At 38.9% G+C, this 19701-nt stretch carries 14 protein-coding genes; 6 read left to right on the top strand and 8 right to left on the bottom strand.

Annotated features, from left to right (window positions below; translation table 11 throughout):
• Nucleotides 1-10 precede the first annotated feature (10 nt).
• Nucleotides 11-2641, top strand: coding sequence for a tetratricopeptide repeat protein (locus KYH19_RS21050; RefSeq protein WP_219076550.1), 2631 nt, complete (start codon nucleotides 11-13; stop codon nucleotides 2639-2641).
• A 51-nt stretch (nucleotides 2642-2692) separates the two neighbouring features.
• Here KYH19_RS21050 and KYH19_RS21055 read toward each other — a convergent pair whose 3' ends face one another.
• The 6 genes from KYH19_RS21055 to KYH19_RS21080 form a co-directional block, all read right to left on the bottom strand.
• A complete protein-coding gene (locus KYH19_RS21055) occupies nucleotides 2693-3775 on the bottom strand; it encodes a hypothetical protein (protein ID WP_219076552.1) in 1083 nt (360 codons plus the stop codon).
• Between the two features lie 3 nt (nucleotides 3776-3778).
• Entirely contained in the window at nucleotides 3779-4252 is a 474-nt protein-coding gene (locus KYH19_RS21060) for a hypothetical protein (RefSeq protein ID WP_219076553.1), read from the bottom strand.
• Nucleotides 4253-4396: 144 nt separating this feature from the next.
• Nucleotides 4397-5494 (bottom strand): hypothetical protein, encoded by a 1098-nt coding sequence (locus tag KYH19_RS21065; RefSeq protein WP_219076555.1) that lies wholly within the window; start codon nucleotides 5492-5494, stop codon nucleotides 4397-4399.
• Nucleotides 5495-5503: 9 nt separating this feature from the next.
• Nucleotides 5504-6619 (bottom strand): phosphoadenosine phosphosulfate reductase family protein, encoded by a 1116-nt coding sequence (locus KYH19_RS21070; protein WP_219076556.1) that lies wholly within the window; start codon nucleotides 6617-6619, stop codon nucleotides 5504-5506.
• A complete protein-coding gene (locus tag KYH19_RS21075) occupies nucleotides 6603-9839 on the bottom strand; it encodes a hypothetical protein (RefSeq protein WP_219076558.1) in 3237 nt (1078 codons plus the stop codon). The genes KYH19_RS21070 and KYH19_RS21075 overlap by 17 nt, the downstream gene beginning before the upstream one ends.
• On the bottom strand, nucleotides 9832-10707 hold the full coding sequence (locus tag KYH19_RS21080; RefSeq protein WP_219076559.1) for a DUF4007 family protein: 876 nt from the start codon (nucleotides 10705-10707) through the stop codon (nucleotides 9832-9834). The genes KYH19_RS21075 and KYH19_RS21080 overlap by 8 nt, the downstream gene beginning before the upstream one ends.
• Nucleotides 10708-11040: 333 nt before the next feature.
• Between KYH19_RS21080 and KYH19_RS21085 the strand changes: the two genes are divergently transcribed.
• From KYH19_RS21085 to KYH19_RS21105, 5 genes are all read left to right on the top strand, one after another.
• Entirely contained in the window at nucleotides 11041-11583 is a 543-nt protein-coding gene (locus tag KYH19_RS21085) for a hypothetical protein (RefSeq protein WP_219076560.1), read from the top strand.
• 2 nt (nucleotides 11584-11585) lie between these two features.
• Nucleotides 11586-12689, top strand: coding sequence for a hypothetical protein (locus KYH19_RS21090; protein WP_219076561.1), 1104 nt, complete (start codon nucleotides 11586-11588; stop codon nucleotides 12687-12689).
• A 696-nt stretch (nucleotides 12690-13385) separates the two neighbouring features.
• The gene (locus KYH19_RS21095) at nucleotides 13386-14123 is read left to right on the top strand and encodes an ImuA family protein (RefSeq protein WP_219076562.1); all 738 of its coding nucleotides are present in this window, start codon (nucleotides 13386-13388) and stop codon (nucleotides 14121-14123) included.
• A gap of 20 nt (nucleotides 14124-14143) precedes the next feature.
• A complete protein-coding gene (locus KYH19_RS21100; protein WP_255562485.1) occupies nucleotides 14144-15637 on the top strand; it encodes a DNA polymerase Y family protein in 1494 nt (497 codons plus the stop codon).
• An 11-nt stretch (nucleotides 15638-15648) separates the two neighbouring features.
• The gene (locus KYH19_RS21105; protein ID WP_219076564.1) at nucleotides 15649-18888 is read left to right on the top strand and encodes an error-prone DNA polymerase; all 3240 of its coding nucleotides are present in this window, start codon (nucleotides 15649-15651) and stop codon (nucleotides 18886-18888) included.
• 61 nt (nucleotides 18889-18949) lie between these two features.
• Here KYH19_RS21105 and KYH19_RS21110 read toward each other — a convergent pair whose 3' ends face one another.
• Both KYH19_RS21110 and KYH19_RS21115 read right to left on the bottom strand, forming a co-directional pair.
• A complete protein-coding gene (locus KYH19_RS21110; protein ID WP_219076566.1) occupies nucleotides 18950-19477 on the bottom strand; it encodes a thermonuclease family protein in 528 nt (175 codons plus the stop codon).
• The gene (locus KYH19_RS21115) at nucleotides 19459-19668 is read right to left on the bottom strand and encodes a hypothetical protein (protein WP_219076568.1); all 210 of its coding nucleotides are present in this window, start codon (nucleotides 19666-19668) and stop codon (nucleotides 19459-19461) included. The genes KYH19_RS21110 and KYH19_RS21115 overlap by 19 nt, the downstream gene beginning before the upstream one ends.
• Between the last annotated feature and the right edge of the window lie 33 nt (nucleotides 19669-19701).

Below are 19701 nucleotides of genomic sequence, written 5' to 3' on the forward strand. Positions count from 1 at the left end.
CTTATTACATATGTTTTATCAGTTTCCAGTCCTTGATGATGAGTTTGTTTTTCAAGAATTCTGCAAGGATATTTTTAATGAAAAATACAAGGTAGATGATTTCCAGATTTACAAAACTAAAGGTGCTGCTCAGTTTGGGATAGATGTCTACTCATTAAGCACCGGTATAGTTGTACAAGCTAAAAAGAAAAAACTCAGTAGAGCGGACAAAACCATTGAAAGAGAATTACTTAACGATATTGATAATACAATTGATCTAGTTAAATCTTTACCATTTCAATTTAGCAAAATTATTTTCGCCACCACCACAAGAAAATATAGTTCCATTGAAGATAAGATCATAAAGTTAAACTTTACGCAAGATTTCGAAGTCTCCCTTATATGTTGGGACGATTTCAATTTATATATAAATGAGTTTCCCTTTATCCGCAAAAAGTATTTTCCAAATTACTATTATGACAAAGACCAATATCCTAAAATACTAACCTTTATTCCAAAACTTGATAAGAGCCAGGTTTTCGGACGAGATGGCGAAATAAAAATCATTAAGGATAAAATCTTTTGGGGGAAAAGTCCTATAATTATAAATGGATTGGGGGGGATCGGGAAAACAACCGTAGCTAAGCTTGTCTTGAATAACATTTTCGACAGTTTTGACCATGTATTGTGGCTTGACCATATCTACACTGAGGAAAAAAGGCATGATGATCGAAATCTTTTGGCAGATATATACTTAAATCATTCAGCCCTAATTTCCAATTTGAACCTTGTCATAGATAATGATAGAGAAAAAAGCGATTGGGCAGAAATCATTAGTAATAGATTATGCAATATTTCAGGCAAAAATTTCTTGATTATCGACAATTGTCCTAGGCATTTACATCCTCTAATAGATAAACTCTTTGGCAATAGCAACTGGACAGTCATCCTGACATCGAGAGAAATTTATGATGGCATCGAGATGATCGAACTTGATTCCCTTACCATAGATGAAGCAAAGCTTCTTTTTAAGCATTTTTATAGCCTTGAAAGTAACGATGAGCTAGTTGAAAAAATTATCGCCTTTATCGGGTATCATACATTAACAATTGAGCTCATTAGCAAGGTAGCAAATAAAAGAAGATTTACGTTACAATATCTCTTGCAAACTCTTGCTGAATTCGGAATAGATATACCTAAAACTGCACTCATAACTACTGAGCACGACTGGGTCAAAAAACCTATGCGGCATTTTGAGTATCTTTTAGCGATATTCTCTCTGGCTGGCCTTCAAAGTGAACAAAAACAGCTTTTACTAAATTTTTCTGTGCTATTTTCAGAGTACATTACATATGATGATTTAAAAAATCTCCTTAAAATCGGCGAACATGACAATTACTTTTTCGATACATTAACCTCATTAGTTGAATTGGGATGGTTGCGTCAAATTGATGAAAGCTATCAAATGCATCAAGTTATTTCGGAAGTAGTGCGAAAAAAGGAAGAGGTTACAATTCATCAAACTTGGAAGCTTTACCAAAGTTTATTTGATCGACTGAATCTTGATTTTGATAAGGATCCATTTCTAATAAGAAGATTTGTTAATCATGCTGAGATATTTGTAGAGTCATTCACTACTATTACAATGGAGCTAGCAGGGCTTTATAATTTAGTTGGTCTAAGAAATGAAGACTATGGAAACTTTAAAAAAGCTACATATTACTATCATAAGGCGAGAGAATTCTACGAATCTGATGAAGATCGATACCATGATGGATTGGCTACTGTTTTAGGCAATCTCCAATCTGTAACTAAAACAATTGGAAAAATAGATTTAGCCTTTGAATACCAGCTAAGATCAATAGCAATACTAGAAAAACAAGAAGAGTTGGATTTTTTTGCGCTAGCAAGCGCCTTCAACAACCTATCCTTATTATATAGCATTCAAGGGGATTTGACAAACTCCATCAAATACATGACACATGCGGTAAGTATCACTGAACGTAGCGAGTTAGTTGAGCATCCCTACCTCGCCTCTTGCTACAACAATCTCTCATTAATGCTGCATGACACGGGTGAAATTAAAAAAGCTGTCTATTATCAAAAAAAATCTTTTGAGATGAGATTGAGACTTTTAGATGAAAATCATCCACAAATTGATGAAGGATATAACAATATGGCTGCCATATATCATTCAAATGGTGAGATTCACAAAGCAGAAAAGTTAATACTTCAGGCGATCGAAAGCAGGGAAAAAAAGCATGGAAAGGACAATTATAAACTTGGAGCATCCTACAATAACTTAGCAAGTATATATCTACATCAAGGGAAGTTACATGAAGCAGTGGATTGCCAGAATAATGCGATAAGGGTTGAAATACTCGGCTTAGGCGAAAACCACCATGAACTTTCAAAATCCTACTCGACATTAGCAACAATTAAAAGTGCTCAAGGTAAATATCAAGAATCAATAGACATCGCGGAAAAAGCGAAATCCATAGCGATCCATAATTTTCCTCAAGGCCATAAGGATATAGACATGCTAAATATTTTTATCGAAATGAATTCAAGCAAAATTCCTAAAATAACAGATAATCAACAGGGCAGGAATGAAATCTGTAACTGTGGTAGCAATAAAAAATTTAAAAGATGCTGTGGATAGTCAAAAACTTAAATAATGAATTAGTATAGCTTACCGTAAAATAACTCGCCATTAATTGTCCTCTTCATATTCAGTCAGCCATGTATCAAAAATAGCATTATCTATAATTGAAGCATCCTGGGTTCTCGCGTAACCTATTAATGAGCTTAAATGCTTGTTAATTTCTCGCGGTGTCAAGTGATTATTAGCAATAAAGTCTAAAACCAAATTAAGTACATTCTCATCAATTGGGGCAACAGTGCCTTGGTCGATTTTGGCGTGATTCAATAATTCTTTAGCATAACTGACACCATTCTCTTTAGTAAAATTGGTGTACCTAATCTTTCTTGTGATTCTCGACCAGAGAGCACCTCCTAAAATTAATTCAATTGTTGTTTCCTCTGCCTCAGCCATAGTAAAGTTGAGAAATATCAAAAACCCTGGTGAGACATGATCTGTTAAATCTCTTAATATTTGTGAGAATGCTTTATAATGTTTTGGAGCAAAATAAATTAAATCTTCCATCTCATCAAGCCAAATAACAACTTTTCCATTGTCAATTGAAAAACATGAAAGAAGTCCAGTTAAAAATTTTATCGAATCTGCATCTGTTTGTATGTCTTTTGGAAGATTAAGCTTTTTGAGTTCGGTCTTAGTGAGTCCTGAATACATAAATCGGTTCATCAGATTTTTTATGTCATCATCAGTTGAACCCAGGAGGATAATGGCATTTGCATACTCCCTTCCCGCTTTTGGCGTCAAATATTTAATTAGGGCTTCAGAACCTTTTTCGTTAATGAGAGCACTAATGTGGCTGTTTATGAATTCAAAGGACAACTCGTCAATTATTCCCTTAAAAAGTTCGTCTGTAGCTTTTGCTCCATCTTTTGGGCATCGGAGGTAAATATGACATAGATTTGCATCTTCAGCATATTTATTTAAGAAATAATAGGCACTAAAGGTCTTTCCTCCGCCGTACGGCCCCCAATTTAAGATGAGCTGTTTCGAATCATTTTCAATACAGTCAGCATAACTACTTTCCAATTTAGACTTAACGGCATGCATGTCTGCCCAAATAAGTCTGTCGCTACCTTTCGATGGTGTTGTGTCAGAAAATGGATTGTACCTTAAATTTAAGGCTTCTAAACTTGTCATATGTTAATGGATAATTTGGCTCACCAATTCAATTTTTTTATTATAAAATCTTAATATCGATAATAATTTTTGCGCTGTATCAACGCTGCGTTCTGCTGGTTTGGGTGCAGAAAAAGCAATTACTTCTTTAATAAGTTCAACGGCGATATCTTTCGAAGGTATAATTTTTTCCGCGTACAAAAATAAAATTACCTCATATGAGCTCCAAAGTTTGATAGTAGGAAAAGCTGGGAGCCAGTCATTCAAAAAACCACCAACCGCCTTTTGATCATCCGTTAGAAAAACCACCAAGCCTTTAGTATGACTATGGTGAATGAGGTCAACGCTCAACAAAAAATTATCTGTTTCGCCCCTATCTTCCTTCTTCTTACGGGATATAAGTGTTTTACCTAACATCTTAACCTCATAATCATTTATTGAAAATCGTGACGGTTTCAATTTCCTATTTTTAAGATCCGGCCAATTTATTTTATTCATATGATCATTAATCTCTAGACTAACTTCGTGCGAATAATTAAGAATTGCTTTTTGATGAAAGTGTTTGAGTAGTGTTTTTCGCCCGAAAACAGGTTGACTTAATATAATACAACTGCATGTATCTATTATACAATTTAATTTCATTTATATTACTCTAGTTATGATATAGCTTTCGTTAAGTCTTCCATTATTTTTTAGTCTATAGTTTTTATTTTTATAGGTAATCCCTAATTCTAATGTAGCGATAATATCCTTGAAATTTATAACAATGTCAACGTCAAACATTTTTAGACAAATATATAATAACGACTCATAAACCGGCAACCTGAAAGAACTGCTACTTTTAATATCACTAAATGTTATCTCTAAATATTTCCCCAGTTCCTCAATTTGCTTTTCTGTTGAAAAGTCGGAAAAATCTTCTCTTGTTTTTTTTTTATCTAGGTTGTTCAGTAGTGAAAAATAATTTGAATATAACCAGTCTTCATTGATATCTTTCAATGAATCAGTAATCATCGGGATTTTATCATAAAATTCTTTACCTATCTCTGTAAATTTATACAGTGTCGAAGATTTCTCCCTTCTCTGTTCCAAAATGCCAATTGTAATTAGCCATTCACACCTAGGAATAAGTAAGTGTTCGGCATATTTTTCAGCACTTTTCCATATATAGTTTATGGCTCTAAATCTTTCATTAATAATGATTTTAACAGTTGCTGAAGCGTGAGGTTGTTTAGCAAGCAGTCTGGCATTTAGTAGCCTTTTAAAATTTTGCTGTAATTTTTTCTGATTAATCTCTTCAAATTCTGCTAGGAAATCAAGAATTAAAAATAGTCCATCAGCATCAATTTTTAAAAGTTGAAAAAGATAAAAATTTAATTCAATTTGATGTAATTTTCCTTCCTTTGAATTAATACTACTTAAGTTAAATAAAACATTTCCTATCCGAGAATTACTGTAAATTTGATTGAATGAAATAATGAGTCCAAAGGACTCGCAAAGTTGAAAATAATGACTTAGTGCTGTGGTTTTTTTTCCATTTTCTGTAAGTTTACCTCTGCTCTTATTATATGTTTGATTGATCTGTTCCTCTGTTATGCTCCAATTAATTATTTTGTTATCCACTATGCTTTTCGGAAGTTGAGCGACACCAAGAATTTTTATAAGCTCAGAACAAACATAAAGCTGTCTTGAAGTTGTATGTAAATGTAGGATAAACCGAAAATCGTCACTCTCTAGCATATTTTTTTCCTAAACAAAGCAAGCTAAACAACCTTCTTCCTCTGCATCCAATATATCAATGAGTTTGTTAGAGCGATAATTTTTGGCAGCGTTTTGTTGTTTGGTTAAAAATTCTTCTTTTATCTGTTTAATCCTTTCCGGATTGATTAATTCTTCTAAACGTTCATCTTGCATCCAGGTGTAGCCGTCTTTTTCATACTCTACGGCCAGAAAGAATTTAGCAGGGTTTTGCTCATACAACCAAACCCATTCTATTTTACGTTGGAAAAAGCAAAAGAAACAGCCTGAACGACTGCGGTTGTATTTACCTATTTGCCCGTTTACTTCGTAAGGAATCTCTTCATAATAAGCCGGCACGCCTACCCCACTTTCGCGTAAGATTCTAAAAATGTCATCACGAATGAGAATGGATTCATTATCTAACAAAGGGAAATCATCTACCAATGCAATTGGCAACTGGCTATCTTTTAATGATTGAAAAGCTACATGATTAAATTCCTTGATACCTAAGCCCATTAAAGCCTTTAACTTTTGGTTTTGACTGTAAGATAGGGATAAAGGTGTTTTAATAATATCGATAGCACGCTGGTAGAGATTCGAAGTTAAAAACTCTTTATATAAGCTCAAAAGTTTTTGTTGGTTCTCGTTCTTTAATACTTTGCCAATTACCTCTTCGCTCCAGATATTTTCTCTAAAAGGAAAAATGGATTGTACATGTGGTTTTGTTGATATATAACCTTCCCTTTCCTCATCCCCACGAATTCCTACATAGGAGATTACAGGTGTAGTGCCAATGTAATTTTCGAAAGGTTCGATCTTTAATTTCTGGGTACACCATCTGGCGTTTGATGAGGGTAGATAACCGCCATATAAGTTATGGTAAAAATCGAAAGGGTTTCCTTTGTCACCCTCTTTTGCATATAGTTTATGAATGCTCACGCCCAATTTAGACTCGAGGTTACGGATGAGCTGGTAAGTTTCTTCCAGTTCTTTTCCGGTATCGCAGGTGTAAAATTCAATATCCATCTGCGGATACAGTTCTTTCATGTAAATGGCAAGTGCAGCACTATCTTTGCCTCCTGAAATCCCTAATACATGCCTTACCTGGTTATTTTCCTTCGTCATCTAAAACTTGTTTGAGCATTTTAGCCAAGATAGCAATTTTTGTACTTTTATTTGCTTTCTCCATTAAATCTGACATTCCGCTTTCCAAATATTGAAATTGAGCATCCTGTGTTTTAGGCATGCGGATAATTTTATGGTTAGAACCGCTACCAGGTGTAGTGAGTTCAAATTTAAAAACATCTTCCTCCTCAAGATTTACTTTTTGCAAAGCCATATCGTTTAAATTATCCAATTCGTGAATAAGCGAACGAAAACGTTCCTGAAGGCTTTCTACTTCTTTATCCGTAATCTGGTTGAGCGTTTTACCCACGGTGGCTTGTGCTACAGAAGATAACCAAGCAGCTCTATCATCTAATGGCGAACATAACCGATCATAGAAGGTCTTCTGGTATGGAAGCAGCAAATATTGCTTTAAAGATTTTTGGTAGCGAGCCCTTAGCTTTTCGGTATAGGTGTTAAAATCGTAATCCTCATTCCAAAGGCCATTAATAATCCCTTCAAACTTATTTAGCAATTCATTGTAAGCATTGCGCAGTTCCCTGATGCATTCTTGCAGGTCTGCGTTGTAGTTGCTTAACAGTTCGGGATTATTGCTTAACTGCACTAAATCATAATTAAGTGCACTTGGGAAATCTTCAAAAAATAATTTCTCTGGCTCTGTTGCATTGGTTAATGCATTCCTCACAGCAAGCGTTCTTTTGCTTAGGTTTTTAGTTTTTTGAACGTAAGGTTTTAAATCTCTATAAAATTTAAAGAAAGGAACAATGGTTTTAATAAATGCCTCGTTAGAGGTTTTTTCCGTTTCCCCTAGGGCAAGTAGCTCTCGGTATTGATTAAATAAACGTACTTTGATTCCATCCGTGTCATAAGCTTTTATAGTATACTGATGCGGATTTTTAACCACTAACTCCAATATTTCTGAATCGATTTCAGGGATAAAACCATTGGTACCATACAACGCGAAATCATCAGTTTTCATAATGAGGTAGATTGGAATCCAAAAGTCTAGGAAACCTTTTTTGAGCTTATAAGGGGCTTCTGATAATTGCTCATAGAACTCTTCGATGCTTCTTTTTGCGCCTTTGGTGCTACTTACAAAATCGTTAGATGCAGCAAATAATGGCATAAAACCGTTATGATCTAAAGCAGCATCGTTAATCTCTTTCAAAGCCCAACCATTTTCTGTAGCCTGGTGGATGCCTGTTTGTTTTAATAAGGACAGGTAAATACTTTTTTGCGGTGGAAAACCTTCGATCCCTAAACCTTCTTCCTTTTCATTCCCTATTATGGCGTCAATTAAAGTTCTACGTGAAGCTGCGATTGTTCCAGATAATTTACTCCTATTAGCTAACTCACTTATGAATTTCGGGGTGAGGGGATATACTTCATCAATAATAACAGATAAGAATGCGTTGAAATTCTTGCTGTTATTAAACTTTATTGTTTCTCCTCTGTAATACCATTTTACAGAAGTGGCATCATAAAAGCCTTCATAGAGGTAATAGTTCAATAAATTCTTTTGTATTTCCTCTACAGCACTTAACTCTCTTTGGATAATTTTATCATTAGGATATTTTGCCTTTGCAATTTTAGCTTTTTCAATTTCTTCAATCGCGTGTTGAATATCGCCCACCCTTAAGAAATGCGCGTAAAGAATGGCTTGGTCGTTTTCTGTTGATGCTTTTACAATTTCCGATTCTTTAATGTTTTCGTTAAAGATCAGATTAATGAAGCCATCAATTACACCTTTCGGTTTTGATGCGGTATAAGGTGCATCAGAAATTTTATATTCGAATGTTCTTGGTGTACCCTTTTCGTAATAAGCTCTTTTGGCAGCTACTGGTGCCAATGGTAAGTAACCATTTAAGAAACTGACAATGTTGTTGGCTCTGCTAATTTCTAATCCTGCCTCTGCAATGGCATCATCAATATTTACGATGGTAGTCTCTGAATAAAAGAAACGGTGTGAATATTTATTATAGGCGAGCAGATTTTTGCGTTGTAGATTCAATAAAGCATCTGCAGCGCCTGTGAGTTTACCAGTTAATTCGACATAGGCTACCAAAAACTTGTCATCTAGCTTGGCACCAGCGTGACTGAAAATATTTAGTAGCCCAATGGTTTTAATAATGGTTTGGTAAAGAATGTGGTCTTGTTCTTCTACTTCGCCCTCCACTCTTTCCAAAGCATTTTTAATTTCAGCCCATTTGCTGTAATGGATGTTTGCTTTTGAGTTTAAGTAAGAATATAAATTGTAATTCAGGTAATCGTACACATTTGATACGGCGTAGAAGTTTTGGCGTTTTGAGTCAAACTCACCCAAGCCGTAAAAACTGTCGGTATTTAAAAAGGTAAACAGTGAACGTTCATTTTGTCCATATTGTTGTAATGCCAAAGCTAAGATGCTGCCTGATAACAAATCTAACGGATAAATGCTATTGGCATTTTTTTGATCGAAATAAGCTTTAAGTGAAAAAGCTTTTGCCGAAGCGATGATTTCGATTAAACTTTCAATGTTCTTAATTTCACCTGCGCCAGGTGAAGCAGCAATTCTTTTACTTGCCAGTAACAGCAACTGCTCTACTGGCTCATTAAAGGTTAGCTCTTTAAAACGACCTTTAACTTTAGTCCACTCATTGCGTTGCGTAGCATTTAAACTGGCTGCGTAAGCAGAAAAATCTTGGTGTAAGGTAGTAATGAATGCAGCCTCATATTCGGTATTGTTAATTAACTCTGCAATTTGTTGTAAGAAGTAAAGCTCTTTTTCTGCTCCATTAGCCGAGGCATATTCTAAGAACTTTCCAAACTCATCAATGATGAAGAATAACCCTCTACCTTCGGTATTAGATGCCTTAATCAGGCTCTCCAATTCATTGATCAGCACAGATGGCTTGTTGCTTGAAGAACCTATAACATGGGCAACATTATCGATAATAGAGTCGTAGTTGCCAACAAGCTTGATGAAATCAAACCGTTTATATTTCTTCCAATTTTTAGTGTCGACAAAAACTTTTTCTTCGTTTAAATGATAATTTAAGGCATTTAAAAATGTCGATTTACCCGTGCCATAAGCGCCGATTAAATTGATTGACCTTACACCAGATGCATAATTGCTAATTAAGGCGTCAAATACCTCTTGGGTATTGGGCGTGATGATATAATCTGCAACATCAAAGTTGTTTAGTAATATATTTTGAGAAGGTGAAAAATGCTTAACCATAATATTGATTTAATACCTCCCACTTATTCATTTCTTGTTTAATTTGTAGTACCCTATTGCCTGCTGTTTCGTTATAGTTAAAATCATTAGGCCAGATGCTAGCCAACTCCATTAACTTTTCTTCCAATCCTTTTTCTGTCATGCAGAATATGTTTCCTGGGGAATTCACCCCTTCCAATAAATCTTTAAATGATATTGATTTTGCCTCCGTTCCGTAAGTATCTAGAATGGTAAATGCTAAAATCTCTTGTGGGAGGTCATCTCTGCTTTCTCTCATTACCCTAAACCATTGCACTGATGTTTTTCCATCTAAGGCTACTCTTGTAAATGGGCGAATTAGATTTAACTCTACTAAAAGATTTGCTGTTTCTTCTTCTACATCGGCTTTGCCATCGTTAGACCTATTGTAAGTCCGTAAGAAAACATTAGCATCAGAATCATATGTTTTATCGCTAAAGTGCTTAAAACCACTTTCCTCTGTTTTACGTTTTAAATACGCTATTAGCTGTGGCTTTGTAAATTCATTTTTCTCTTTCAAAAACTGATTGAAGAAAGTATTGAAAATAAAAAGTTTTTCATTTTTGATAGCGGCATAATGCAAAAGCCATAAGCTTGCAGTGTCTTCCAAATAGGGATCGTAACGTTCGAGCAGGTTTGTACCAAGCTCTGTGATTTGATCCGCCTCGTCAACAATATTAAATCCACGTAGCCAAAATTTAATAGCGGTCGTCATATTCTTACCCACCCCTAAATGCACCACGGCATCCTCATCGTTGAACGATCTATTTGCTAATATATGCTCGTAACCTTTCTTTAGCCAGAACTGGCGGCAAACAAAGGTTTCGTGGCCACTAAAACTTATTTTCATTAAGAATCTTATTTAAATGCCTAATTATTATATACTAGGCGTTGATATCAATAGTATCAGAATAATGATATTAATATAATAATAATACAAAAATCGGTAAAATCTTAGATGTAAATGGCTAAAAATATTCACATATACTAAATCTGACTTCAAATGACACTATGTGAGGCAATTAGTGTTGATAAGAAAAATTTTGGCAGTAAATGGTATTGCCTTTTACCAGATGTTTCAAATGTTTCAATAATTGAAACATTTTTATAAAACCATTTACTTTTATATAATATGGAACTTACAACAGATTTCTTTTATTTTAGCCATTAATTAGTAAAACAAATGACCAACGAAGAAAGAGATGAATTCCTTAGTCAAATTGACAATGACCTGGATATTGAGAATATCCACAGGGAGTTAAAGGCATTGAGTAAGGTTGACGCCAAGCAGATCGTCGATGCAATGAGCGAACGGAAGATTGATTTAAACGTAAGCGTCCGCCGGTTCCAAGAAGATTATATCGCTGATTATATTGAGTTCCTTTGGGATATAAGCAAAACCAGTTTTTGGAAGCACGTGATTATATCACTAAGCATTGAGAATGGTTTACTTTGGAGTGATAACATGTTTCACTTTGAGAGGCTGTGCGATACCAAATTACCAGAAGATGTATGGTATGCTGTTATGGATTTCGCCGTAAATGCGGATGATGATAACAAGCAGGATCTCGACACGATTGCCTGCGTAATACGTGCGCAATGCTTGAAATTCAATAGAGAAAAAAGCCTACGCGGGTTTATCCGCTCCTGTCCAAAAGAATCGTGGGAGATAACCACTAAGAGAATTGATAAAATGATTATTACACCTTGTACATATAGTTTTTAGAAATGACCGCGCATTACAATTCTTTTACTATAGGCTACATCAATATTTTGAGGGATTGTCTGAGAATTGAAACCGATTCGAAAGGCAATCATATTTTTCTTCCTGAATTGATTGCCGAAGAAGATGTAATTAAACTTAAAACCAGGCTCTCTGAATTATGGGAGGAATCACAGCATTCTTTGGAGGTAGTATCAAACAGAGTTGACACCCAATTACAATCGTGCCTTTTTGGGGCTGTGGATGATCTTGAACTTGCTTTAAAAACTGGTTTTTTGATTGGAGACAGGGTAATCCTTTTAGACTTTCTCTACGAACGTATACTTGTAAAGAAAACACCTGCGAAAATTAATTTAGCACTTCTAGGGTCTTTGGCCAGTCAACTCGTTAATTGTCTCGATCTTGCAAGCAGTGGACGTTTGGTTATTATTCCACATCCACTCTCCTGGAATGAGGAAACGAAAAAATTTATTGAAAAATCTGGGGACAGCTTAGAATTAACCCCAGATTTGATGAGTATATTAAGTGTTCTTTCTATCGCCGAAAAATGTAAGTTTCAACCCTTCACTATAGCAGAGAGTAAAGAGGAGTACAATAAAGTTGTAAAGGAAAAGCTAGAAGCAACAACTCTTGTACGGAGAGATGAGGGAGAGAATGCTTATAAAGCAATACTTTCTGGGCTGATGTCTGAGCGGCTCTTAACGGAAACTAAATTCAACATGTTGATGAACCTGCCGTTGGCGGACTATGCAAAAATAGTAGCTGACAAGAGATCATTCTATCTTAAACTGAGAAATAAATTCACTGAAGGTAATGCGTTTCATGCTGATTTAATCTTTGATGAATTTTCAAAAAAACTGGTTAACGAGATTATAGAAAATGACCAGAGCGAAAACCATAAACTTAACAAATTCCTTGGTGATTCGGCTGGAGTAATCGGCCCGGGATTGTCATTAGCAGCACTTGCCCTAACTGCTGGCTCAACAACTTTAAAGATTATTGGTGGTTTACTAAGTGTTGGCTCAAAGGTAAGTGGTCTCTTTAAAGGCAAGGAATCAGAGGATAAAATAATTGTTGCTGTATTCCGAAAGCTCTACAATAACAGCTGATTTGCTTGCAAAATTTAGTTGTTTTATAGTGCTTTTCAGCTTGCGATTCGTTATCTTTTGGTCAACATCCATCGAGAGTGGCATATCTTGATATAATTGTGTTTATCGATAGATAATATAGTTCTGCTCCTTTGATTAAAAGCGAATGACTGTGATTTAATGTTATACTTTAATGAGGCAGGCAATCCAATTTGCTTTTACGATAAACCCTCTCAAAGATGCTTCGCCCCTTTTGGTCCTCGCAGACTGATTTCTCGACTACATATTTCAAAGGGGGATAAATTAATACTAAGTTTCTTTTGAATTATTAAACTCATTTTTTTAGATCTGGATGATTTACAAAAGATATTTTTACCATGAGACCTGTAACTTGCAAAGGACGTGAGACCCGAAATGCTTGCGCTTCATTTTAAGAGGATAAATTAGGCACGCCATTAAATCCCAGCATTAATGTGGTAAAACCGTTGGTTACCGTGGTGAAACGAACACTAAGCACTGTTAAATAAATACAGTAACCTAAAATCTTCCCTCTGTTACCAACCTGGCCAAAACCTTTTTAGGCTCTACTCTTACAAGGCTTTTCTCAACTAAACACCAATCTTTTCCACATTTCGTTTTTTGCTAACAATTTTAGTATTATGTTTGTTGTTCAATTATAAAAGCAAATTAAAATAGCTAATAATTTTAGCAATTAAGATGGGGACTAAAAGCGAATTGGTATACAAACTGCAACAAGATATCTTGATGTGGCAGGGCTTTAAGCCTGTTGCTGCCGGTAAGGCGGAGCGGATTGGCCTTGGTGCGATTGAAGATGCTTTTCCCGGTAGTGTATTTCCAAAACGGGCTATCCACGAGTTTATTACTGTTTTTCCGGAAGATGCCGCTGCGAGCGATGGCTTTATTGCCGGGCTGCTTGCTGCTTTAATGAAAGATGGAGCGGCCTGCATATGGATAAGTACGGCCAGGCGTTTATTCCCGGCAGCACTAAGCGCTTTTAATGTAGCGCCTGAACGGATCATTTTTATGGATGTTGATACAGAAAATGATGCCCTTTGGATTATGGAGGAAGCATTGCGATGTGAGGGCTTAGCTGCCGTGGTGGCCGAGGTTGATGCCCTGAGCCTGGTTGAATCGAGAAGATTGCAACTTGCAGTGGAAGAAAGCGGTGTTACCGGATTTATCCTGCGCAAAGATGCGCGAAGGATGGCCAGTACCATTGCTACTGCCCGATGGCAGATTAGCCCCTTGCCGAGTGTTTTGGAAGAGGGCATGCCGGGCCTTGGTTTTCCTCGCTGGCAGGTCAACCTGCTGAAAGTAAGAAACGGGGTGCCGGGAAACTGGGTAATGGAATGGGCTGGTACAGGCTTTTTAGAAGTAAAAAGGGTATTGCAGCAAGATGGCTGGAGCGCAGATGAGAACAGGCAGATTGGGTAAAAGATATGCAAAGGCGTTTTATGTCCATATGGTTTCGCCAGCTCTTGGCAGATTGGCAGCTGATCCGCCGTCCTGAACTCTCTGCAGTTCCCTTTGTATTTGCAGCGCCCGATCATGGCCGGATGATGATCACGGCGGTAAGCCATTTGGCAGCAGAAGCCGGAATTGAACAGGGCATGCGTGCCGCAGATGCCAAGGCTATCTGCCCGGGTTTGGAGGTGCTTGATGATAAGCCAGACAGGTGTGAAAAACTATTACGCGGACTTGCAGAATGGTGTATCCGCTATGCGCCTGTTGTAGCTATAGATGAATTCGGCAAAGATGGATTGTTGATGGAGGTAAGCGGCTGCCCGCACCTTTGGGGCGGCGAGCGCGAATATATAAAAGAAATTGTTTCGAGGTTAAAAAGTAAGGGTTATACCGTAAGGCTGGCCATTGCCGATACGCCTGGTGCTGCCTGGGCAGTATCGAGGTATGGGAAAGTTACACCTTTGGTGCCAAGCGGTACACATGCGGAGGCTTTACTTCCTTTAGTACCAGAGGCCTTGCGTTTAGAAGAACCTGTACTGGCTAAACTGCGTAAGCTTGGTTTTTACCAGATCAAGAGTTTTATCGGCATGCCACGGTCTGTTTTGCGCAGGCGTTTTGGCGAAGGTTTTTTATTGCGCCTGGCGCAGGCACTTGGAACTGAACAGGAAACTTTAGTACCTGTGCAGGTGCCGGTGGCTTTCCAGGAAAGACTTCCCTGTTTAGAGCCAATCAGAACACGGACGGCGATTGAAATTGCGATTTCAAAATTATTGGAGGGGCTTTGTACTAAGCTACAGGCAGAGGGCAAAGGCCTTCGCAAAGGTGTTTTAACGGGTTATCGGCTTGATGGGCAATTGGTACAGGTAGCGATAGGTACAAACGCAGCAAGCCATAATGTAAGTCATTTACTAAAGCTTTTTAAATTGAAGATAGACCAGTTGCGCCCGGGCCTGGGGATCGAGCTGTTTATTTTAGATGTGCCCAAAGTTGATGATGTAGCGCAGGAGCAGGAAGCCATCTGGACTGCAAAACCCGGATTGGATGACCAGAGCGTGATCAGGCTACTGGACCGTGTGGCCGGAAAGGTTGGCCCGCAGGTAATTCACCGCTATCTGCCTGCTACACGTTACTGGCCGGAGCGATCGGTAAAAAACACTTTTTTGCTTACTGAAAAGCCGACTGCCGATTGGCGTTTAGATATGCCCAGGCCAACCGAGCTGCTCCCTGCCCCTGTTGCCATTGAAGTAATGGCGCTTATCCCCGATCATCCACCAAGGTTTTTTATATATAAGGGCGTTCAGCACCAAGTGGTAAAAGCGGATGGCCCCGAGCGGATTGAGCGCGAGTGGTGGCTGGATGAGGGAGAACACCGTGATTATTACCAGGTTGAGGATGAGCAGGGCCGCAGGTACTGGTTGTTCCGGTCAGGGCATTATGACAGCGAAAAGCAGTTTAAATGGTTTATACATGGATTTTTTGCTTAAAAAATTAGGTTATGGGATATAGTGAGTTGCAGATAACTTCTAATTTTAGCTTTCTGCGCGGGGCATCGCATCCGCACGAACTGGTAGCGCAGGCTGCGGCTTTTGGTTATGAAAAGATTGCCATTACCGACCGGAATACACTGGCAGGCATTGTACGTGCACATGCCGCAGCCCGTGAAAAAGACATTGCGATTATTCCCGCCTGCAGGCTTGATTTACTGGATGGCCCGAGTTTACTCGCTTACCCGACTGACCGGAAAGCTTACGGGCGATTATCTGCACTGCTTACTCTGGGCAATATGCGTGCAGAAAAAGGTTCATGCCACCTCTCGCGTGCAGATGTGTATGCACATTCGAAAGGATTAATTTTTACGGTAGTGATGCCTGGTGTTTTGAACAGGCAGTTTTCTTTTGAGGATAGTTTTATTGCTGCGGTAGCAGAATACCGCGAGGCTTTGGGTAACCAGCTTTATGCAGGCGCCACAAGAAGTTATTCAGGGAATGATGATAAACTGATTTACAGGATTGCGCAGCTTTCTTCCAGGTACGGGCTTAAGATGGTGGCAACCGGAGATGTACATTACCATGATCCTACGCGAAGGGAACTCCAGGATGTATTAACCTGTGTACGTGAAAAGTGCACGATTGAAGAATCCGGGTTTCGTTTGCACCAGAATGCAGAACGTTACATGAAGCCGGTAGATGAAATGAAGCGGCTTTTTAGACGTTATCCTGAGGCGATAAAAAATACGCTGGCCATTGCTGAAGCCTGTACTTTCTCATTGGATGAGCTGAAATACGTTTACCCCGAAGAAATTAACAAGAGCGGCAGGCCACCACTGGAGGAGCTGGAATGCCTGACCTGGAAAGGGGCGCATGCGTTGTATGGTGAGGTTATTCCTGAAAAAGTGGTGAATACAGTGCGTTATGAAATGGAATTCGTTAAAAAGATGGATTATGCCAATTATTTTCTTTTTGTGGAAGACATTGTACGCGAGGCACGCAGCCGGGGCATTTTATGCCAGGGCCGTGGTTCTGCCGCCAATTCGGCCATCTGTTATTGTTTAGGCATTACTTCGGTAAACCCCATGAAATTTGAGCTGCTTTTTGAGCGCTTTATTTCTTCTGAACGCAACGAACCGCCCGATATTGATGTAGATTTTGAACATGAACGCCGGGAAGAAATTATCCAGTATATCTATGATAAGTACGGGCGGGATCGTGCGGCCATTGTGGCCACGGTTACCCAGCAACACCAAAAGGGTGCGGTGCGCGATGTGGGCAAGGCAATGGGTTTATCCGTAGATACGATCAACAGGCTTTCGGGCTCGTTATGGGAATATACAGATGAATGGTTTGAGGGTAAACGCGTAGTTGAACAGGGATTGAACCCGGAAGACCCGCACCTGAAAAAGACCCTTGAGTTAACGGCGCAGATGATGGGATTCCCCAGGCAGTTAGGACAACATACCGGAGGATTTGTGGTAACACAGGGTAAATTAACCGACCTCTGCCCTATTTTGAATGCCAGGATGGAAAATCGTACCAACATTGAATGGAATAAAGATGATATTGATGTTTTAGGCTTTTTAAAGGTAGACGTTCTGGCTTTGGGGATGCTAACCTGTATCCGCAAAGCATTTGATTTATGCCGCGATCATTATGAAAGGAAACTTACTCTGGCCAATATTCCCGAGGATGATCCTGAGGTGTATAAGATGATCAGTGTGGCCGATACTTTAGGGGTATTCCAGATTGAGAGCCGTGCGCAGATGTCGATGTTACCCAGGTTAAGGCCAAAGTGTTTTTACGACCTTGTGATAGAGGTGGCTATTGTTAGGCCAGGCCCGATACAGGGCGATATGGTGCATCCGTACTTACGCAGGCGGAATGGCGAAGAGCCGGTGGTGTATCCTTCGCCCGAACTGGAAGAAATATTAGGCCGGACATTGGGGGTACCGCTGTTCCAGGAGCAGGCCATGAAGATTGCAATTGTGGCGGCAGGCTTTACCCCTGCTGAAGCAGATGGCTTGAGGCGAAGTATGGCCACTTTTAAATTTAAGGGACTGGTAAACCAGTATGAAGAGAAACTTATTAGCGGGATGCTGGCCAAAGGCTATTCTTTAGATTTTGCCAAAAGGATTTTTAAACAGTTAGAAGGATTTGGCAGTTATGGCTTCCCGGAGAGCCATGCAGCGAGTTTTGCACTACTGGTATATGTGTCTTGCTGGTTAAAGCATTATTATCCGGATGCCTTTGCAGCTGCTTTGTTAAATAGTATGCCCATGGGATTTTACCAGCCTGCACAGATTGTAATTGATACGCAGAAACACGGTGTTGAAGTACGGGAGGTGGATGTAAATTATTCTTCGTGGAATAACCTTTTGGAGGAAAAATTGACTAAGTATTTTGCAATCAGATTGGGCTTTCGCCAGGTTAAAGGCATTCGTGAAGAAGAAATGGAAGTTTTGGTTTCATGCCGGGGCAATGGTTACCGCAGCATTACCGGACTTAGAGATGCAGGTGTTTCACTTGCTACGCTCGAACGCCTGGCCGATGCAGATGCTTTCCGGTCGATGGGACTTGACCGTAGAAAAGCACTATGGGAAGTTTCAGCACTGCAGGATATGCCAACAGCACTATTTAAGGGGCAGCCATCGGAAAGTATTTTAGAAACGCAGGTAGAGCTACCGCTAATGGGAAAAGGTGAACATGTGGTACAGGATTATGCTACAGTTGGATTATCGTTAAAGGCGCATCCGGTGAGTTTTGTACGGGATCAACTGGATATGCTACGTATCCGGTCTTGCTTTGCGATTAATAATGAGGCCACTGAGGGGCAACTGGTAAAAGTTGCAGGTTTGGTATTGGTACGGCAACGGCCAGGTACCGCCGGCGGAGTATGTTTTATCACGATTGAGGATGAAACCGGTTATACTAACCTGGTGGTATTTGAAAAGCTTTTTGAGACTTACCGAAAGGAAATTCTGCATTCACGGCTGCTGATGGTGGAAGGACGCCTGCAACGTGAGGGCCAGGTGGTGCATGTGATTGTGAGTAAGTGTTTTGATTTTACCAAAATGCTTGGCAAGTTATTGCAGCGTGAGGCTGATGATCTGCCTGTATTGACCTTATCGCGGAGTGATGAAAAAACTGCACCTTACCCGGCACAAAATAAACGAACGCAGGTAAGGGAGGAGGTAAACAAGGAAGCTAAAGATGCTTTTCATGTAGGAAGGAATTTTAAATAGATGCCGCAGGTCTTATTCACAACATAATTATCAAGCATAGAAGGGGTTATCGCGTTACTATCTACCTTGACAAACGATGCTTTGTTTCCCGCCAATCCCATGGTGCTACTGCTGTGCTATCCTGCCATAAACCTATTTTATTTTTCCTTGCGTTTATCTCCAATTGTGCATAAAGCGGATCGCTTGAATACTTTTTAAAATGCCAGGCCATACCGAGTTTAACCATTTCCTGATTAAGCACCTGTTTTTTATCGTTAATTACTACAGCAATTAACCTTTTATAACGGTCGTATTTTTGGCCCTGAACGGTTACCATTTGGCCGAAACACAGATCGGAAAGGGCTTGTTTGGCTTTGGTGCCAAAAGGCTGGTGGCCACGTTTCTCAGGGCAATCAATATGGGCCAAACGGATTTTGACGGGCTGGTTTTGATATAATACTTCCATGGTATCGCCATCCATAATGCGAATCACTTTGGCGGCAAAGGAAAGGTGAGAATTGTTTAAAGGTTTGCTCTCGCCTGGCTGGATGAAACAGCTTTGCAGTGTTAATAATAATAATACCAATACACTTAATTTTCCCAGCCGCATAATGTTTTGCCTTCTTTTTTGGCTTTTTCTATTTCAATTGAAACTACCCGATAAGTGCAATTACCTAACCCACGGCAGTTGCTGTTATAATGGTATTTTTTAGCGCCAGGACTGTTGCAAATGTACACGGTTGTGTTTTCTTTACAAGTAATGTTGATAACGAAAAAGATTAATAAGGAGAGGGTTTTCATGATGAGGGGATGATTTAAAATGAGTTATGATAT

Source organism: Pedobacter sp. D749 (assembly GCF_019317285.1).
Taxonomy (GTDB): Bacteria; Bacteroidota; Bacteroidia; order Sphingobacteriales; family Sphingobacteriaceae; genus Pedobacter.